The 17,277-nt window shown below is 37.6% G+C and carries 16 protein-coding genes; 1 reads left to right on the forward strand and 15 read right to left on the reverse strand.

Annotated elements, in window-relative coordinates:
• Positions 1 to 36 precede the first annotated feature (36 nt).
• The 10 genes from lysS to pth form a co-directional block, all read right to left on the reverse strand.
• Positions 37 to 1,536 carry a lysine--tRNA ligase gene (lysS, locus tag NRE15_RS08065; RefSeq protein ID WP_313792380.1) on the reverse strand — a complete coding sequence of 500 codons (1,500 nt, stop codon included), beginning with the start codon at positions 1,534 to 1,536 and terminating at the stop codon, positions 37 to 39.
• 103 nt (positions 1,537 to 1,639) lie between these two features.
• Positions 1,640 to 2,509: an Hsp33 family molecular chaperone HslO gene (gene hslO, locus NRE15_RS08070; protein ID WP_313792381.1), complete on the reverse strand. Its 870-nt coding sequence runs from the start codon at positions 2,507 to 2,509 to the stop codon at positions 1,640 to 1,642.
• 136 nt (positions 2,510 to 2,645) lie between these two features.
• Positions 2,646 to 4,796, reverse strand: a complete 2,151-nt coding sequence (gene ftsH / locus NRE15_RS08075; protein WP_313792382.1) for an ATP-dependent zinc metalloprotease FtsH — start codon at positions 4,794 to 4,796, stop codon at positions 2,646 to 2,648.
• A gap of 87 nt (positions 4,797 to 4,883) precedes the next feature.
• A complete protein-coding gene (hpt, locus tag NRE15_RS08080; protein ID WP_313792383.1) occupies positions 4,884 to 5,438 on the reverse strand; it encodes a hypoxanthine phosphoribosyltransferase in 555 nt (184 codons plus the stop codon).
• A 34-nt stretch (positions 5,439 to 5,472) separates the two neighbouring features.
• On the reverse strand, positions 5,473 to 6,921 hold the full coding sequence (tilS, locus tag NRE15_RS08085) for a tRNA lysidine(34) synthetase TilS (protein ID WP_313792384.1): 1,449 nt from the start codon (positions 6,919 to 6,921) through the stop codon (positions 5,473 to 5,475).
• A gap of 104 nt (positions 6,922 to 7,025) precedes the next feature.
• Positions 7,026 to 7,556, reverse strand: a complete 531-nt coding sequence (locus tag NRE15_RS08090) for a S1 domain-containing RNA-binding protein (RefSeq protein ID WP_313792385.1) — start codon at positions 7,554 to 7,556, stop codon at positions 7,026 to 7,028.
• Between the two features lie 85 nt (positions 7,557 to 7,641).
• Entirely contained in the window at positions 7,642 to 8,070 is a 429-nt protein-coding gene (locus NRE15_RS08095) for an FtsB family cell division protein (protein WP_313792386.1), read from the reverse strand.
• 80 nt (positions 8,071 to 8,150) lie between these two features.
• Entirely contained in the window at positions 8,151 to 8,417 is a 267-nt protein-coding gene (locus NRE15_RS08100; protein ID WP_313792387.1) for an RNA-binding S4 domain-containing protein, read from the reverse strand.
• Positions 8,414 to 11,959 (reverse strand): transcription-repair coupling factor, encoded by a 3,546-nt coding sequence (gene mfd / locus NRE15_RS08105; protein WP_313792388.1) that lies wholly within the window; start codon positions 11,957 to 11,959, stop codon positions 8,414 to 8,416. Before mfd ends, NRE15_RS08100 begins: the two co-directional genes overlap by 4 nt.
• 87 nt (positions 11,960 to 12,046) lie before the next feature.
• Entirely contained in the window at positions 12,047 to 12,607 is a 561-nt protein-coding gene (pth, locus tag NRE15_RS08110) for an aminoacyl-tRNA hydrolase (protein ID WP_313792390.1), read from the reverse strand.
• Between the two features lie 294 nt (positions 12,608 to 12,901).
• Here pth and NRE15_RS08115 point away from each other — a divergent pair, with 294 nt between their 5' ends.
• On the forward strand, positions 12,902 to 13,870 hold the full coding sequence (locus tag NRE15_RS08115) for an L-lactate dehydrogenase (protein WP_313792391.1): 969 nt from the start codon (positions 12,902 to 12,904) through the stop codon (positions 13,868 to 13,870).
• 90 nt (positions 13,871 to 13,960) lie between these two features.
• On the opposite strand, the gene NRE15_RS08120 is transcribed toward NRE15_RS08115, so the two are convergent.
• The 5 genes from NRE15_RS08120 to NRE15_RS08140 all read right to left on the reverse strand — a co-directional run bounded on the left by NRE15_RS08120 (position 13,961) and on the right by NRE15_RS08140 (position 17,219).
• On the reverse strand, positions 13,961 to 14,194 hold the full coding sequence (locus tag NRE15_RS08120) for a Veg family protein (protein ID WP_313792392.1): 234 nt from the start codon (positions 14,192 to 14,194) through the stop codon (positions 13,961 to 13,963).
• A gap of 109 nt (positions 14,195 to 14,303) precedes the next feature.
• A complete protein-coding gene (rsmA, locus tag NRE15_RS08125; protein ID WP_313792393.1) occupies positions 14,304 to 15,176 on the reverse strand; it encodes a 16S rRNA (adenine(1518)-N(6)/adenine(1519)-N(6))-dimethyltransferase RsmA in 873 nt (290 codons plus the stop codon).
• Positions 15,169 to 15,753, reverse strand: a complete 585-nt coding sequence (gene rnmV, locus NRE15_RS08130; RefSeq protein WP_313792394.1) for a ribonuclease M5 — start codon at positions 15,751 to 15,753, stop codon at positions 15,169 to 15,171. The genes rsmA and rnmV overlap by 8 nt, the downstream gene beginning before the upstream one ends.
• A gap of 4 nt (positions 15,754 to 15,757) precedes the next feature.
• A complete protein-coding gene (locus tag NRE15_RS08135; protein WP_313792395.1) occupies positions 15,758 to 16,540 on the reverse strand; it encodes a TatD family hydrolase in 783 nt (260 codons plus the stop codon).
• Positions 16,541 to 16,565: 25 nt separating this feature from the next.
• Positions 16,566 to 17,219: a hypothetical protein gene (locus NRE15_RS08140; RefSeq protein WP_313792396.1), complete on the reverse strand. Its 654-nt coding sequence runs from the start codon at positions 17,217 to 17,219 to the stop codon at positions 16,566 to 16,568.
• Between the last annotated feature and the right edge of the window lie 58 nt (positions 17,220 to 17,277).

Below are 17,277 nucleotides of genomic sequence, written 5' to 3' on the forward strand. Positions count from 1 at the left end.
TCTCCTTTTTATGTCATAGTGATATTTATTTAAGGGTTAATTGTTTCTAAGGGTTGGGAACAGTAAAACGTCACGAATGGATTGGGCGTTGGTTAATAACATGACTAACCGATCAATTCCAATACCTAAACCACCTGTTGGTGGAAAGCCGTATTCCAATGCTTCAATAAAATCTTCGTCGATGGGATGGGCTTCTTCATTACCCGCATCTTTTTCCGCCATTTGAGCTTCAAATCGTTCTCTTTGATCGATTGGATCCGTTAACTCTGTAAAAGCATTGGCATATTCATGACCCGCAATAAATAATTCAAAACGGTCCGTAAAGCGTGGATCGTCATCGTTTTTACGTGCCAAAGGTGAAATTTCAACGGGGTGGCCATAGACAAAGGTTGGTTGAATTAACTTTTCTTCACAAAATGTTTCAAAGAAATTATTGATAATATGCCCAACCGAATAGTCGTGATCATCAACTTTCACGTTATGTTCTTTAGCTAGTGCCTTAGCTTCTTCATAGCTGACATTTTCCCAAAAATCGACACCTGTCGCTTCTTTAATTAAATCAACCATATGAACACGACGCCAAGGTTGACCTAAGTCCACTTCATAATCATCGTATTCTATCAACGTTTTGCCGAGAACTTTTTCTGCTACCGTTCGAATAAGCCCTTCCGTCAAGTCCATGATATCGGTATAAACGGTATAGGCCGTATAGACTTCTAACATGGTAAATTCTGGATTATGGGTGGTATCAATACCTTCATTACGAAAGACACGTCCAATTTCATACACTTGTTCCATACCGCCAATAACCAAGCGTTTTAAATGTAATTCAAGTGCAATACGCATGTATAGTTCCATATCTAAAGCATTATGATGAGTGGTAAAAGGCTTTGCATTAGCCCCACCCGCTAAATTATGTAGAACAGGTGTTTCAACTTCTAAATAACCTTGATTATCCAAATAACGGCGGATTTCACTAATTATTTTTGAGCGTTTGACGAACCGATCATAACTATCTTCATTACTTATTAAATCTAAATATCGCTGACGATATTTTTGTTCAACATTCGTTAAGCCGTGGAATTTGTCTGGTAGAGGTCGTAAAGCTTTAGTTAAGGGAATAAATTCTTCAGCTCGCACTGATAATTCGCCTGTGTTGGTCTTAAATAGATAACCATTAACTCCAACAATATCTCCTAAATCCGCTACTTTATACCATTGATAGGCATCTTCACCAATGGTGTCTTGGCGTACATAAATTTGGATTTTGCCTTGCATATCTTGTAAGTGCGCAAATCCTGCTTTACCTTTACCGCGTTTAGATACGATACGACCTGCTACGGCCACGCGAATACGGTCTTCGTCATCAGCAAAAGCTTCTTTTTCTAGATGGTCATAATCACGGTGTAAATCCATTGAAAGATGGGTTCTTTGAAAGCCAGCCGCAAAAGGTTGTATACCTTCCGCTTGCATTTTTTCCATTTTCTCTCTTCGGGCTATTAATTGATCATTTAATTCTTGATGGTTTTCTGTCATCTCTTCACTCCTTGGCAATTTAAACGGCAATTCACTCTATTATATTCTAACTGATATCTGAAAAAAAGTCATATTTACTTGACGTTGTTGACTTTTTATATAATTAATCAATTAAGGCTTGTAACTCTGCTTCATTAAATTGATAATGTTCGTTACAGAAATGGCAGACAACTTCTGCTCCATGATCTTCATGTATCATCGCTTCTAGCTCTTGGCGACCTACAGACATTAAACTTTTGGCAAAGCGTTCTTTGCTACAATCGCAATAAAAACGTACGGCTGTCTCTGTAAGAATTTCGTATTGATCTTCACCCACTAACTCACCTAATAACATTTCAAGTGTTAAGCCTTTATCAAGCAAATCAGAAAAACGGCCAAGTTTGGCTAAACGATTTTCTAAAGTTGCGATTGTTTCTTCCGTTGCACCTGGCATGACTTGAATCATAAAGCCCCCAGCTACTTTAACCGTTTCATCCGTATCGACTAAAACACTTAAGCCAATTGAAGACGGCGTTTGTTCGGATAAAGCCATATAATAAGTAAAATCTTCAGCCAATTCTCCACTAATTAAGGGCACTTGACCACTAAAAGGTTCTGAATCACCAATATATTTCCGAATCACTAACGTTCCAGGTAAGCCAACAGCAGCGGCAACATCAAGTTTACCATCGGCATTCAAGGCTAAAGCGACTTCAGGATTAGCTACATATCCACGGATATCACCACTAGCATTACCATCTGCTACAATATGTCCGATGGGTCCGTCACCTAATATCTCAACGGTAATACGGTCGTCGCCTTTTAAAGTACCCGCTAATAGCGTGGTTGCAACGAGGGTTCGCCCCAAGGCAGCCGTAGCTGTATGCCATGTTTTATGTCTTTGTTGCGCTTCTGCTACCATTTGAGTTGCATCAACGACATAGACACGTATTTGCTTATCAAAAGCTAAAGCTCTTAGTAATTTATCTGCCATAAATATCCCCTTTAATTCATAAAATTGTTGCAATCTATTTTTATGTGCATCATTCCGTTTTTAAGCAAAAAGCAAACGTTCTGCTAATCATCTGCACTCTCATGCTTTCAACAGAACGTTTGTTTTAAGTTAAATCTTATTGTTCAGAATCATTATCTGAAAAAATTGGCTCATCATTTTCAAGCGCTCTTCTGACTTTTGATTCTGATTGATGTGAAGTAGATCCACCTACAGGAGGTTCTCCATCATTATCATCATTTTTTTCAGAGTTGTCCGCTTCATTCTGACGTTCTTTGATTTCTTCCTGTTCGGCTTTGGCCTTAGATTCTTCAAAGCTATCAGCTTCTTCAATGGGTTCATCGTTTTGAGAACCATTTTCTGCTGGCATTTTACCTGTTTCAAACAATGATTTTATTTGACGCGCATCTAGCGTTTCGACTTCTAACAGTTTTTCCGCTATTATATTCAATTGTTCACGGTGTGCGCTAATAATTTCATGTGCTTCATCTAATGCTTCTCCCATAATACGACGTATTTCAAGGTCAATTTCATAAGCAACTTGTTCAGAGTAATGCGCATTTTGGCCATATTGACGACCCACAAATACTTTTTGATTGCCTTCGTATTGAATCGTCCCTAATTTTTCAGACATACCATACTCTGTCACCATGCTACGCACAATTTGTGTTGCTTGTTCGAAGTCATTGCTTGCTCCAGTAGATTGATGGTTAAAGACAATTTCTTCCGCTACACGTCCACCTAACAAGCCTACGACTTGTTGATATAATTCTGTTTCGGTCACAATGAATTGGTCTTCTTTAGGTAACATGATGGCATAACCACCTGCACGCCCACGGGGTACTATCGTCACTTTATGGACGATTCTGGCTTCACTTAACACCATACCAACAACCGTATGACCCGCTTCGTGATAAGCAATTGTCTTACGTTGTTTTTCAGAAATAGCTGAATCCTTCTTAGCAGGACCAGCAATTACCCGATCATGAGCCTCATCAACATCCGCAGCCGTAATCGATGTCCGATCAAAACGGGCTGCAATTAAGGCCGCTTCATTAAGTAAGTTTTCTAAGTCCGCCCCAGAAAAACCAGGCGTTTGTTGAGCAACTACTTTTAAATCCACATCTGGCGCCAATTTTTTGTTGCGTGAGTGCACCTTCAAAATAGCTTCACGGCCTTTAACATCTGGATTGCCGACTAAAATCTGACGGTCAAAACGTCCTGGACGAAGCAAAGCAGGGTCTAACACATCTGAACGGTTTGTTGCAGCAATAACGATAACCCCTTCATTGCCTTCAAATCCATCCATTTCAACTAGTAATTGGTTAAGGGTTTGCTCACGTTCATCGTGTCCACCACCCATACCGGCTCCCCGTTGACGACCAACCGCATCAATTTCATCAATAAATATTATTGCAGGTGCATTCTTTTTCGCGGTTTCAAACAAATCACGGACACGGCTCGCACCAACACCGACAAACATTTCAACGAACTCAGATCCGGATATACTAAAGAACGGAACGCCAGCTTCACCAGCAACGGCTTTAGCTAATAATGTCTTACCCGTTCCTGGAGGCCCTTCAAGTAACACCCCAGCTGGAATGCGTGCCCCTAAAGCTGTAAAACGTTTAGGGTCTTTTAAAAATTCAACAACTTCAACCAACTCTTGTTTTTCTTCTTCTGCTCCAGCTACATCATCAAAGCGAACTTTAACTTTTTGCTTGGAGACATCTTTTGATTTTGTTTTACCAAAATTCATAACACCTTTTCCACCGCTAGCGCCTCCTGATTGCATCATAGAGAACATTAAGAAAAATACGGGAACCATTAATATTAAAAAGGGTATGATACTTAACCATAGTCCAGCGCTTGATTCGGATAGTGTTTCAAATTCGGTGTTGGTCGATAACGCCACCTGTGTAATATAAGCTAGAGTTGTATCATTGCCTAATACACGCGTTTCAAATTGTCGAGTCGAATCGGAGCCTTGGAAAATTTGAAAGAAATTTTCATCTTCTTCATTAATGGATGTACTATTTACGTATTCACCCGTAATGTTGTAAGCTCCAGATCCAATTTGGATGGTAAAATTATCAATTTCGCCATCATTTAAATTTTGTATAAATTCAGTTGATGAAATTTCATCAACCCTAGTGGCGGAATTAAAATCGCCAGCAAAAATTTGAAATATTCCAGCAACAGCAAGAAAAATCAATATATAAAATAGTGTTCCGCCAAAAAAATTACGATTTGGATTCGGGTTCTGCATGAGTAATATCTCCCTCCTACTCACTTAAAAAATTTTTATGAATTACTTTGCATCCTAACAAGTTTAACACATTTATTAAACAAAAAGCTATTCTGTTGTTTCTTGATATATCTCTGGTTTCAAAACACCAACGTAAGGGAGGTTCCGATATTTTTGTTTGTAATCTAATCCATATCCCACCACAAATTCATTAGGAACTTGTATTCCGACATAGTCTGGTATTAAATCCTTAACTAGTCGACGCTCTGGTTTGTCTAAGAGCGTACATACTTTGACAGATGCCGCTTTACGATATTTTAATAAATCTACAATATACCTTAAGGTTCTTCCGGTATCAATGATATCTTCTACAATTAAGAAATGTCTTCCTTCTGCTGGTGTGTCTAAATCTTTTAGTATTTTAACTTCACCTGAAGAAACAATGGCTTCGCCATAACTTGAAACATCCATAAAATCGATTTCTAAGTATACATCCATTTCACGAATGATATCAGCCATAAATAAAGCCGCCCCACGTAAAATACCTACAACAACGACTTCTTTACCTGCATAATCTTTGGTCAATTGTGCACCTAGTCGTTTAGTTGCTTCTTTAATTTCTTCAGCTGTGACTAGAACTTCTTTAATATCTCTCTCTAACATTAGTTCTCCTCTTCATCATCTATTGATAATCATTTTAATCAAAATTTGATTGGAATAAAAATACATAATTTATTGTATCAGTTTGTTGAGGGCTATACAATAACGATTTTGTATCAGGTATTAACCAAATTATTTCATCGTTTTGTAACAACAGCCATTGTAATGGTCGTTGACTTTTCGGCAATTTGTTATCAATCATAATGCGATTGATTTTTTTATGAAACGGTTGTTCTGACGAACCTAACCGCATGATATCTCCCGCTTTTCGATGGCGTACAGAGAAATTGAGCGATTCATCGCGAGCCAATTCAACTGTCAAAAAGGCCTCAGCCTCTTCATACATACTTTCAGTTACCTTATCCTCTTGGAAAAAACCCAATTTGGCTGATTCGCCTAAAGGATACCATCGGTTGAGTTCTTGAAGCATCACCTTACCATTCTCATAGGCGTGATCCGTCGTCCCCTGGCGAATAAATAGGGTGTCATATTCTCTAACTGCTACCCAATCGCCACCGAGTTGAATGCTATAATTGGCATTCTGTTCTCTTTCAACCATCTGATTTAACAAAAATGGCACTTCATTGCTTAATTGAGGGTAATCTGGGATGAGTAACTCCTCACAAAAGATCATCAAATAGACACACCGCTTAGCTGGATTTAACTGTTCAAGGTATGGCACATGAATTTGCCATTCTTTTCGATTAGGCTTTGAAAGCCAATGGAGTTCTTCTTCCCAAAAATCATGCAAATGCGCTTGATAACTAATAGCCGATTGTGTAATTAAGCCATGGATATTTTTTAAAACATTGGGATTCTCTTTTTCTAAAAGTGGAACAATATGATTTCGCACTCTATTACGGAAATAAGCGGTCTCGGAATTTGTGGAATCTTCATGGAATGGTACTTGATATTTATTGGCATAATGGTATAGCTCTTCTTTTGTTATTTCCAAGAGAGGTCGAATCAAATAGAGATTAATCGCTTTGGGTTCATCCATTAACTTAACCGGCAATTGATAATCTGTTTGAATTCCACGAATGCCTCGAATAGAGGCGCCACGAATCAGTCGCATTAAGACTGTTTCAATTTGATCATTCAAATGGTGTCCTGTAACAATGACATTGGTATCCATCGAACGAGCAACTTCAGCAAAAAAACGATAACGTGCTTGCCGAGCATTCGCTTCAAAGTCGCTCATTGAAGGATTCTCCCAGCGTTGTACGAAGTAAATCAAACCTAATTCTTCTGCTTTCTGCTTGACAAATTGAGCGTCTAAATAACTATCCTCTCTGACGTTATGATCAAAATGCGCAACAACTAATTGCTTGTTATGCCCTTCAATTGAGGTATTTATTTGATTTAATATTTCCAACAAAACCATCGAATCAACGCCACCAGATACAGCTAAAACGACCGTATCGGTTAATAGCCACTTAGGATTTTGTTTTAATTGATTAGAAATTTGATGTATTAACATATCCATCCTATATACCCCTACTATTTATGATTCATCTTCAATAAAGCGTCTAAACAAAAAGACTCCGAAATGAAAAGGTTCATTTCAGAATCAACGTATCACTTAAACTTTTAATTACGACGACCGCCACGGCCACCTCGTTTACCTTCAGTGTTACGACGCAAAGATGATAAACGGTCCTCACTATCCTTTAAGAAGCTGCTCATTAATGAATCAAAGTCGTCACTTTTAGGTGCATCTTTACTTTTTGAATAGCTATCTGTATTAGAAGGTTTATTGGTCGATTTAAACGATTTGTTTTGCTGGAAATTGTTGTCTTTAGGTTCAAATTTAGGTTTGCGATTTGGGTTAGCTTGTGATTGGGTGCCTTCTCGATTTCCACGAGGAGTCGATTTATTTTCTGCTGATTCATTTGCTTTTCTTAAACTTAAACTAATTTTTCCATCTGGAGCAATTGACAATACTTTCACTTCAATTTCTTGACCCATTGTCAAAACATCATTAATATCTTTCACGTAATTATCTGATATTTCACTAATATGAATTAAGCCAGATTTATTTTCAGGCAACTCAACAAATGCTCCAAAATGCGTGATACCTGTAACCTTACCTTGAACCTTTTGTCCCACTTCGACTGACATATAACCTAATTTCCTCCTTAAGTTTTGGGTTTCTTGTATTATGAGATATTGTTTCGTTCAGGTCAAGCTAATTTTGAACAAAACATTACTCTGGTTGACTTTCATTAAAGATTGAATTAGGCGACTGGTTATTTTCACCTAAATCAAAAATAATTTCGTTTGGTTTTGAATAATAATAATCGCGACGAGCAATCTCTGCAATATACTCAGGATTTTGGAGTAATTGAAACTCGTCTTGAACCGTTTGATAACGCTGTGCAGCTTGTGTATTATCGGCAACAGCTTGTTCATACTCACTTTTGACTTGCTGTGATTGCGTATAGGTTTGATATAAAGGTACAACGAATATACTTAAAACAATCAACAACCCAATATATAACAAGGCTTTAGAAAATCCTCGAAAACGGTGAGTTGATCGCTTCACATCTGTGTTTATCGGTTTTTGATGACTACTTGGATTTAAATGAATGACTTTTTGTTCTTTACGATAGTTACCTTGGAATTCATTGTTCACGAAACTCACCTCCTGTACATATCGAGTATATCAGTAAATAACTTAAATATCTAGCAAGCAATGGTTATTTTATTATTATATTAATTCTCCAAATCTAAGCGCTCTTCCGATAAAATCGTATACATATTTTCTGCTTCGTCTTTTTTGGTTGTATCCTTCAATTCATTAACCACTACGGTTAATAAGCGGTTACCAAAACGAATCGTTAACTCATCTTTTTCCATTACATCGCTACTTGATTTAGCAACTTTTCCATTAATCGTAATACGACCTTGATCGGCGACTTCTTTTGCAACGCTCCGTCTTTTAATGAGCCGTGATACTTTAAGGTATTTATCTAATCTCATGGGCTCACCTCACTTTCCTTTGTCTGATTAATTAATTCATTGGCCTGTTGAGCAAATTTTTTCAAATAATTTAGCCATTGGTCGACAGCTTTCCCCTGAATTAAAAACTGCACGGTTAAAAGCTCACTATCCCAATCCACTTTTACTTTAGTTGGAATGTCTTGTAAGGCTTCATAGACATTTGGACCAACGAAAAATTGACTGGCTTCCGGTGTAAAGGTTACTTTAACCCAAACACCTTGTTGTTTAATCATTGATATACCTGCTTCTTGAGCATAATATCTAATTAAAGCCACTTCTAATAAGTTGGCAACTTCGTCAGGAAATTCACCAAACCGATCAATTAATTGTTCTTGAATATCTCGGTATGCCTCGACGGAGTCAATATTTTGAATGGATTTATACAAAGCAATCTTTTGTCTTTCATCTTCAATATAAAACGATGGTAAGTAAGCATCAAAGGCGACATCCCATTCCAAATGGTGTCCTTTATAGGTTTGATCAACGCGCTTATTGCCACGTTTAATATCGACCGCTTCTTTCAACATTTGTGAGTATAAGTCAAAACCAATGGAATCAATAAAACCAGACTGTTGTTTCCCAAGCAAATTACCTGCGCCACGAATAGATAGATCGCGCATCGCAATTTTAAATCCAGATCCTAGCTCGGTAAATTCCCGAATAGACTTCAAACGTTTTTCACTCACTTCACTTAATTGTTTGTCAGGTTCATACATTAAATAAGCAAAAGCAATCCGATGCGTTCTACCAACCCTACCACGTAACTGATACAAAGTTGACAAGCCCATATGGTCCGCATTTTCAATAAATAATGTATTGGCATTCGGGATATCCACACCGGTTTCGATGATTGTTGTTGTGACTAGCACATCATAATTACCTTGAATAAATTCCATTAAAACAGTTTCTAACTCTAATTCATTCATCTGACCATGAGCTACGGCAATACGTGCTTCTGGGACTAAGTCATGCAATTCCATCGCCCGTTGTTCAATGGTTGCCACACGATTATATAGGTAAAAAACTTGTCCCCCTCTAGCCATTTCTCTTTCAATCGCTGATTTAATAGCCACTTCATTTCGTTCCAACACATATGTTTGTACCGGATAACGGTTGTTCGGTGGCGTCTCAATCAAGGATAAATCACGCACACCAATCATCGACATATGCAGTGTTCGTGGAATTGGTGTTGCGGTTAGTGTCAGTACATCCACGCTTTGTTTCAATTGTTTTAACCGTTCCTTATGTTTAACACCAAACCGTTGCTCTTCATCGACAATCAAGAGACCTAAATCTTGAAAAACAACATCTTTAGATAATAAGCGATGAGTACCAATGACAATATTACATAAGCCAGAAGCTAAATCCTCAATGGTTTTATTTTGATTTGCTCGGCTAACAAAGCGACTCAACAAGCCGATTTCAAATGGATAATCGGCAAAACGTTGAATAATTGTATTGTAATGTTGTTGAGCCAAAATCGTTGTTGGCACTAAAAAGGCTACTTGTTTCCCATCCATAACAGCTTTAAAAATCGCCCGCATAGCCACTTCCGTTTTTCCGTAACCAACATCCCCGACTAAAAGGCGGTCCATTGGTCGTGCTTTTTCCATATCTTTTTTGATTTCGGCCGTGCTCTTTAATTGATCTTCTGTTTCAACATATTCAAAAGCATTTTCAAATTCGACTTGTTCTGCCGTGTCTGCGCTAAAAGCAAAACCTTTTTCACTTTCACGTTTAGCATATAGTTCAATCAATTCATCCGCAATATCTTCAATTTTACTGGCTACCTTACGTTTAGTTTTTGCCCATTCGGTGCCACCTAGCTTATTCAATTTGGGTGTTCTTGATTCAGACGTGACATACTTTTGAATTAAATGAATTTGATCAACCGGAATAAGTAAACGAGAATTATCCTGATATTCCACCGCTAACAAATCACGATGTACCCCATTAATTTCCATGGTTTCCATACCCGTATATTTACCAATCCCATGGTTGACATGTACAACAAAATCCCCAACTTCAAGTTCACTATATGACTTAATCCGTTCCGCATTGGTCAATTTTTGTTGTTTAGGTGCTTTACGCTTAATTTGATTAAATAGCTCTTTTTCAGTTAAAACGACCCATTTTTCTAGCGGTAATTCAAAGCCGTTCGTTAATTGTCCAACAATGATATTAACATAGCCAAGCGTTGGCTTATTATTTGATTGAATCGTTACATGCAGAATCTGATTTTCTTCAAATAATTGTTGAACTTTCGTCGCCCGTTGATGTGTCGGTACAACGACTTGAATAATTTTATCTTGTCTTAACCAATGATCGATTTCCGTTTTTACTAAAGGCATTTGGTTGAAAAACTGATTCATACTACGGTATTGATAATGATAAAGTTCTGTAAAAGTTATATAAGCAAACCCTCTTTGAATGGTTGACATATAAATTTTTGGAAAAGGCGCATTTCTTAGCAGGTCAACCGCATGATGTCGCAAATCCATTCCTGGCATAAGTAGACCTAGCGAGGTTTCATGTTCTAACCAAAATTGATCTTCATCAGCTAACAAACGTTCCTGTTGTTGAATTTTATCAAATTCAATCATAACCAGACACAGTTCACCTTGCGCGTAATCAATGATTGAATGGTCCTTATACTTTAGTAAGGTAACATAGACATCAGGATACTTTAAGGGTTCGCCTTGTTCAAGCAAGGCTAATTGCTCTGTCATGCCACGTTCTACAGCTAGTTTAATACCCTCATCATTGATAGTGGTCAACTTCTTATTTAACTGCTTATGCAATTCCGGCAATAATGATTGTTGTTCTTCAATTGGAAAAATTAAATCTTTAATTGGAGTTAATTTAATACGATCAATATTTTCCATCGATTGTTGTGTCTCACTGTTAAATAATCGAATAGAATCCAATTCGGTATCAAAGAAATCGAGTCGTACAGGGTGTTCTGTATTTAATGGATAAAAATCAACAATACTACCACGCACACTATATTCACCCGGTGATTGCACCATCGTTTGGCGTTTATAACCAAACAAATTTAATTTCGCTTCTAATGGCTCTCGCTCTATCTCAAAACCTATCGATAGTTCAACCACTTCCTTGCGCCATGTTTGAAAAGAAGTCAGACGCTTCCTTACCCCAGCCACAGAGGTTAAAACAATACAAGGTTTACCTGTATCAAGCGTTTCTAAAACTTCAATTCTTTTGGCTTGATTGTCATACGAAGCGACTGAAAACTCAACGGTCGGCGATTCCTCAGCTGGAAAAACTAATACTGGAACTTCAGGTAATAAGTTCAGTAAATCTTCATATAATTGAACCAAAACCATAGGTATTGGAACAACGATAATGAATTGCTTAGGATCCGCTTCAAACAATTGAGCAAGCAAAACAGCACGTGCACTCCCATCCAAGCCCGTGACTAATTGAGCTTGTTGATTTTGCATGTGTTGATTTAATGATGCAACTGTCTTTTTAAAGGGGGAATGATATAAACTCTCCACGAAAATACTCCTTTTCTCAAAGTTAAAACAAACTGAAGAGGGCTCAATTGATGACCCCTCTGACTATTATTTAAATAAATATCACTGCTAATTATATTGATTCATTAATGAAATAAAGGTTGCTCCATTAGCCCAATCAGTTAGTGCATCAACGGCTTTATCGACTGCTAAATCAACGGCTATTTGATCATCTTTCCCAAAAGGAGCTAACACATGGTCAACAACTTTCCAGCCATTTTGTGGCCGTCCTATTCCAATGCGGATACGATTAAATTTATCACTACCAAGTAAATCAATAATACTTTTTACTCCGTTATGGCCACCCGCACTGCCCGTTTGCCGCAAACGAATCTTCCCGACATCTAAATCAAGATCATCATAAATGACGATAATATCTTCCATACCAATCCCAAAATAGGTCATAAAGGGCAAAACCGCTTCTCCAGATAAATTCATATAAGTATAAGGTTTTAATAGATAAATACGATCCTGATTAATGTGCCAAGTGGTATAATCGCCACGAAACTTTTGATCCGTCATACTTAATTGTTGCTTTTCCATCAAGCGATCGACAACAGTATAGCCAATATTATGTCTTGTGCCCGCGTACTTTTCACCCGGATTACCTAACCCAACGATTAATTTCACTTTTTTCACCCTAGCCTTGTTTTCTCAATGGTTAATTATAGCACACATTCAATTATTGATAAACAAATCAAACGAGCCTAATACGCCTTTGACGATAGGAATAACCGCAACTAGATGCTTTCTATATGTGAAGATGTAAGCAATCTGTTTCATAGATAATTTAAAACTGTTATACAAATTATCATTAAACCCGATATTAATAATGAAACAGTAAAATTTAACAGTTTTAATATATACTTTATTTTTCACAAATTATATGGTATACTTTGCCTATAAATTAATAGGAGTGATGGCATGGAAAGCAGAAAGCACAGTTCCAAAAACAAAATCATCATCATCGGAGATGGTGCAGTTGGGTCAAGTTTTGCATTCACTTTAGTCACACAGGATATTGGTCGCGAAATAGGAATCATCGATATCGATACAAATAAAACCATTGGGGATGCTTTAGATTTATCTTCAGCGCTAGCTTTTACAAATCCTAAACATATTTATTCAGCTAATTACAATGACTGCCATGATGCAGATATTGTTGTCATTACTGCTGGTGCCGCACAAAAACCAGGTGAAACACGTCTAGATTTAGTTAATAAGAACCTACGTATTTTTAAAGATATCGTCTCAAAGGTAGTTGATTCTGGTTTCGATGGTATTTTCTTAATTGCAACCAATCCAGTAGATATTTTAACCTATGCTACATGGAAATTTAGCGGTTTTCCAAAGGAACGCGTTATTGGTTCAGGAACATCTTTAGATACCGCTCGCTTCCGTCAAGAAATTGCTCAAATAGTCAACGTGGATGCTCGAAATGTTCACTCCTACATTTTAGGCGAACACGGAGACACAGAATTTCCCGTTTGGTCACACGCTAATATTGGTGGCTTACAAATTTATGAATGGATTAAAGACAATCCCGGAACGGACGAAGAAGCCTTAGTCAATATTTTCTTTAAGGTTAGAGACTTAGCCTATGAAATCATTGATAAAAAAGGGGCAACCTATTATGGTATAGCTGTTGCTTTAGCCCGTATTTGCCACGCTATCTTAGCTGATACACAATCCATTTTTCCTCTATCAGTCTATCTTGACGGGCAATATGGTGAAGAAGATATCTATATCGGCGCACCTGCTGTCGTAGGCCGTAATGGTATCGAAGCTGTAATTGAAATTCCGCTAAATGAGCAAGAACAAGCTAAAATGCATCACTCCGCACAAACGCTCAAACAAGTTTTAAATTCAGGTATGGCTAGTCTTGAAGCATAACGCATCATTTAATCCATTTTAATCACAAAAACACGACAGATTTTATTTCGGATAAAATCTGTCGTATTTTATATGATTTGGAATAATAAATTAGATAAATTGCAATTCGATAGCGTTTGTTAAAATATCACGATAACTATAAGAAGCACGATCAAATGAATTCTCATCTTGATCTAGTGCGACAACAAAAACTGAGCGGTATGTCTCTTCTAAAATACCCCGTCTTTCTTTTCTCTTTTTGCGACCCATTTGAACAGTAACCACGATTTCTTGACCAACTTTATCATCTAGATAAGTTTTAATTTCAACCAAATCTTTTGGCATGCCCTCACCTCTTACTTACTAGTATAACATAATTTCATAAAAATTACAAGGATAACATGAATAGAGTTATTGAGCAAGCCATAAAGTAATTTCTAATCATTTTTTTATTTTACACGGTGATTTCGTTATATAAAGTGGCAAATTCTTCTATCGAAAGGGTTTCTGAGCGTCTTTGCGGATCAATTTGGGCAGCTTCAAACCACTTAGCGAGTTGGTCTTCCTCCCCCGAATTGATATAATAATGACGCAAATTATTCCAAATCGTTTTACGTCTTTGCGTAAAAGCTGCTTGGACAAATTCTTGAAAGGCTAGACTATCATCTACTTTGACACGTGGTTGTTCTCTTCTTTCCAAAATTAAAACCGCAGAATCAACATTCGGTTTAGGAATAAAGACGTTTTTGGGAACGATAAAGGCCATTTTCGCGTCCATTTGATAGTTAATCGCAATTGTCAGTGAATTATACGCTTTGGTGCCTACAGCGGCTGTCATACGTTCAGCCACTTCTTTTTGCATTAACATAACCAATCTTTTAAACGGAAGCTGACTTTCAATCAAATTCATAATAATCGGCGTCGTAATATAGTAAGGCAAATTGGCAACCACAACCAGTTCTTCCTCATCTTTTAAGCTAACAAATGGTTCGGCGTCCCACTCCACTTTTAAAATATCCTGATGAAACACCTCTACATTATCGTAGTCCTGTAAGGTTGATGCTAAAATTTCAACAAAGCGTTGATCAATTTCGAAAGCTAGCACGCGTTTGGCTTTTCTAGCTAAAAATTCGGTTAACGCACCAATACCTGGACCAATTTCAATAACGGTTGTCCATTCATTTATTTGGCTAACATCCACCATTTTACTTAAAATTTGCGGTTCAACAAGGAAATTTTGACCTAAACTCTTTTTCATTTTAATATCGTACTGCTTCATTATTTCTGCCGTTCGTGTTGGATTGGCAATCGGTCTAAATTCATTCACTCTTATGATTCAACTCCTCTATAAATTCAAACAATTCCGCATAATCCACTTGATACAAAGCTAATTGCTTTTGAAGTTGCTTTGCATTAACATGCCCTAAATGAAATCGCTCAGCGACAGCCTTACGCCTTACACCTGCTAAAGGATGGTTGGTCAAGCCTAATTGCATAAGCTCTTGGGTTGATAATTCTCTTTGTAGGTTTTCGCTAGCTGGGGTTGCAAGCTCTTCTAAAGCTTTAAGAATACTTTCCTTACTAGCATGCTCTACCCCTAAACTACCTACATACGACTTCCCACGCGCATCTTGTCGACTTAAGTAGGCTTGTTTAGCTGTTGGGACATTTTGTGTAATGATTTGTCGAATACGCTGTCCCTGCACATCTGGATCCGTAAAGACGATGACACCAAATTGTTCAGCTGCTTGCTTGATTCGTTCAAGGGTGGCGGCATTAATAGCAGAACCACCTGTTTCAATCAGTTTTACTTTAGGTCCGAAAACTTCCATCAAGCGCTTGCTGTCATCACGCCCTTCAACGACAATCACTTCTCTGGGGATATGTATTTGATTTTTTTCCATAAGGTTAGTCCTGTTCTGGATGCCAGTTAAATAGATTAAAGGCATTAGTTGTTGTGATGTTAGCAAGCTCTTCTAGGGTTAATTCCTTAACTTGTGCTAAGCGTTCAGCGACATAGCGTACATAGGCAGGTTCATTACGTTTGCCACGCTTGGGTTCAGGCGCTAGGTAGGGGGCATCTGTTTCGATTAACAATTTATCCAAGGGAACTAACTTCGCTGCCTGTCTAACATGATCACTTTTCTTAAAAGTTAAAACACCCGAAAAAGAAATATGCATACCTAAATCTAAAAAGCGCTCAACTTCTTTGGGTCCTTCACCAAAACTATGCATAATACCACCGGCTTGAGGGACACCTTCATCTTTTAAAATACGATAGACATCTTGGGTTGCATCGCGATTATGGATAGTGATGGGTAAATTGTGTTCTTTAGCGATATTAATTTGCCGGCGGAAGGCACGTTCTTGAACGTCTTTTGGAGCCGTATCCCAATAATAATCCAGGCCAATTTCACCTAACATATAGACGTTAGGTAGTTCAAGCCACGTATGTAATTGTCTTTCAAAGTTGGCATCAAACTGATTGGATTCTGTGGGATGACAGCCGACGACACTAATTATATTTTTGTCATCCCGGCTATAAGCTAAGGTCTTTTGTATGGTTGGATAGTCAAAACCAACCACGGCCATATAATGAACGTCGTTATCCACGGCTTGTTGGATAATTTGATCTTCAATACCATCAAATTGATCGGCATTTAAATGTGTGTGTGTATCAAATAACTTCACTATTATTCTCCTTCATTCAGCAAAACTATGGGCGTGTCCAAATCATATAAATTAAAACAAATCCAATGATAATACTCACGACGCCACCAAAACCAACCCTAAACAAACCAAATTCAGAAGGTTCAACATTTTTAAACATGATTCCTTCAGTTAATTGCCATGCACGTCTAACATCACTGATAATAAATATTCCCCATCCAATTAATAGAATCGGCATCCACAAAGTCCTAATAATAAATGATTGGCGTTCGCTATTACTTGTTCGCGCTTGACATTCAGCGTTTTTAACCATTTGTTGCATCGAACTTAACGTAATGGGAAAATTATTTGTATCCGAAAATTGAATTTCGTTATCAATGACTTCATAAGTGACGGTTTCACCTAAGACGGATAGCGTATTGTCAGTCACGTTAACTTTTCCTGTAACATTGTTTGGACGCGTCATATAAGTTAAAAAGTAAGCAACCAGTGAGGTGTATTCCGTTCGCTCTTCTTGATCTTTAATATCATTTAAATTAGCACGTTCACCATACTTAGCTTCTAACTCATCCAAGCGCTCGCGACGTTGTTGGTGAATTTGTTCATCACTGACACTCACTTCAATCTCTTCTACCCGATGGCTACATCCAGCTAACAAAATGAAAAGACTAAATAAAATTAACATAGACACTTTTTTCATAACAATCACTCCTTTAGACTCGTAGATAGTAATGCATGTCCAGCCAAAGCTGCCACAT

It is taken from the genome of Fundicoccus culcitae, assembly GCF_024661895.1.
GTDB lineage: Bacteria > Bacillota > Bacilli > Lactobacillales > Aerococcaceae > Fundicoccus_A > Fundicoccus_A culcitae.

Excerpts from the sequence above, each read along its gene's own strand:
- lysS (WP_313792380.1), bottom strand. The coding sequence starts at position 1,536 with ATGACAGAAAACCATCAAGAATTAAATGATCAATTAATAGCCCGAAGA.
- hslO (WP_313792381.1), bottom strand. The coding sequence starts at position 2,509 with ATGGCAGATAAATTACTAAGAGCTTTAGCTTTTGATAAGCAAATACGT.
- ftsH (WP_313792382.1), bottom strand. The coding sequence starts at position 4,796 with ATGCAGAACCCGAATCCAAATCGTAATTTTTTTGGCGGAACACTATTT.
- hpt (WP_313792383.1), bottom strand. The coding sequence starts at position 5,438 with ATGTTAGAGAGAGATATTAAAGAAGTTCTAGTCACAGCTGAAGAAATT.
- tilS (WP_313792384.1), bottom strand. The coding sequence starts at position 6,921 with ATGGATATGTTAATACATCAAATTTCTAATCAATTAAAACAAAATCCT.
- NRE15_RS08090 (WP_313792385.1), bottom strand. The coding sequence starts at position 7,556 with ATGTCAGTCGAAGTGGGACAAAAGGTTCAAGGTAAGGTTACAGGTATC.
- NRE15_RS08100 (WP_313792387.1), bottom strand. The coding sequence starts at position 8,417 with ATGAGATTAGATAAATACCTTAAAGTATCACGGCTCATTAAAAGACGG.
- NRE15_RS08115 (WP_313792391.1), top strand. The coding sequence starts at position 12,902 with ATGGAAAGCAGAAAGCACAGTTCCAAAAACAAAATCATCATCATCGGA.
- NRE15_RS08120 (WP_313792392.1), bottom strand. The coding sequence starts at position 14,194 with ATGCCAAAAGATTTGGTTGAAATTAAAACTTATCTAGATGATAAAGTT.
- rnmV (WP_313792394.1), bottom strand. The coding sequence starts at position 15,753 with ATGGAAAAAAATCAAATACATATCCCCAGAGAAGTGATTGTCGTTGAA.
- NRE15_RS08140 (WP_313792396.1), bottom strand. The coding sequence starts at position 17,219 with ATGAAAAAAGTGTCTATGTTAATTTTATTTAGTCTTTTCATTTTGTTA.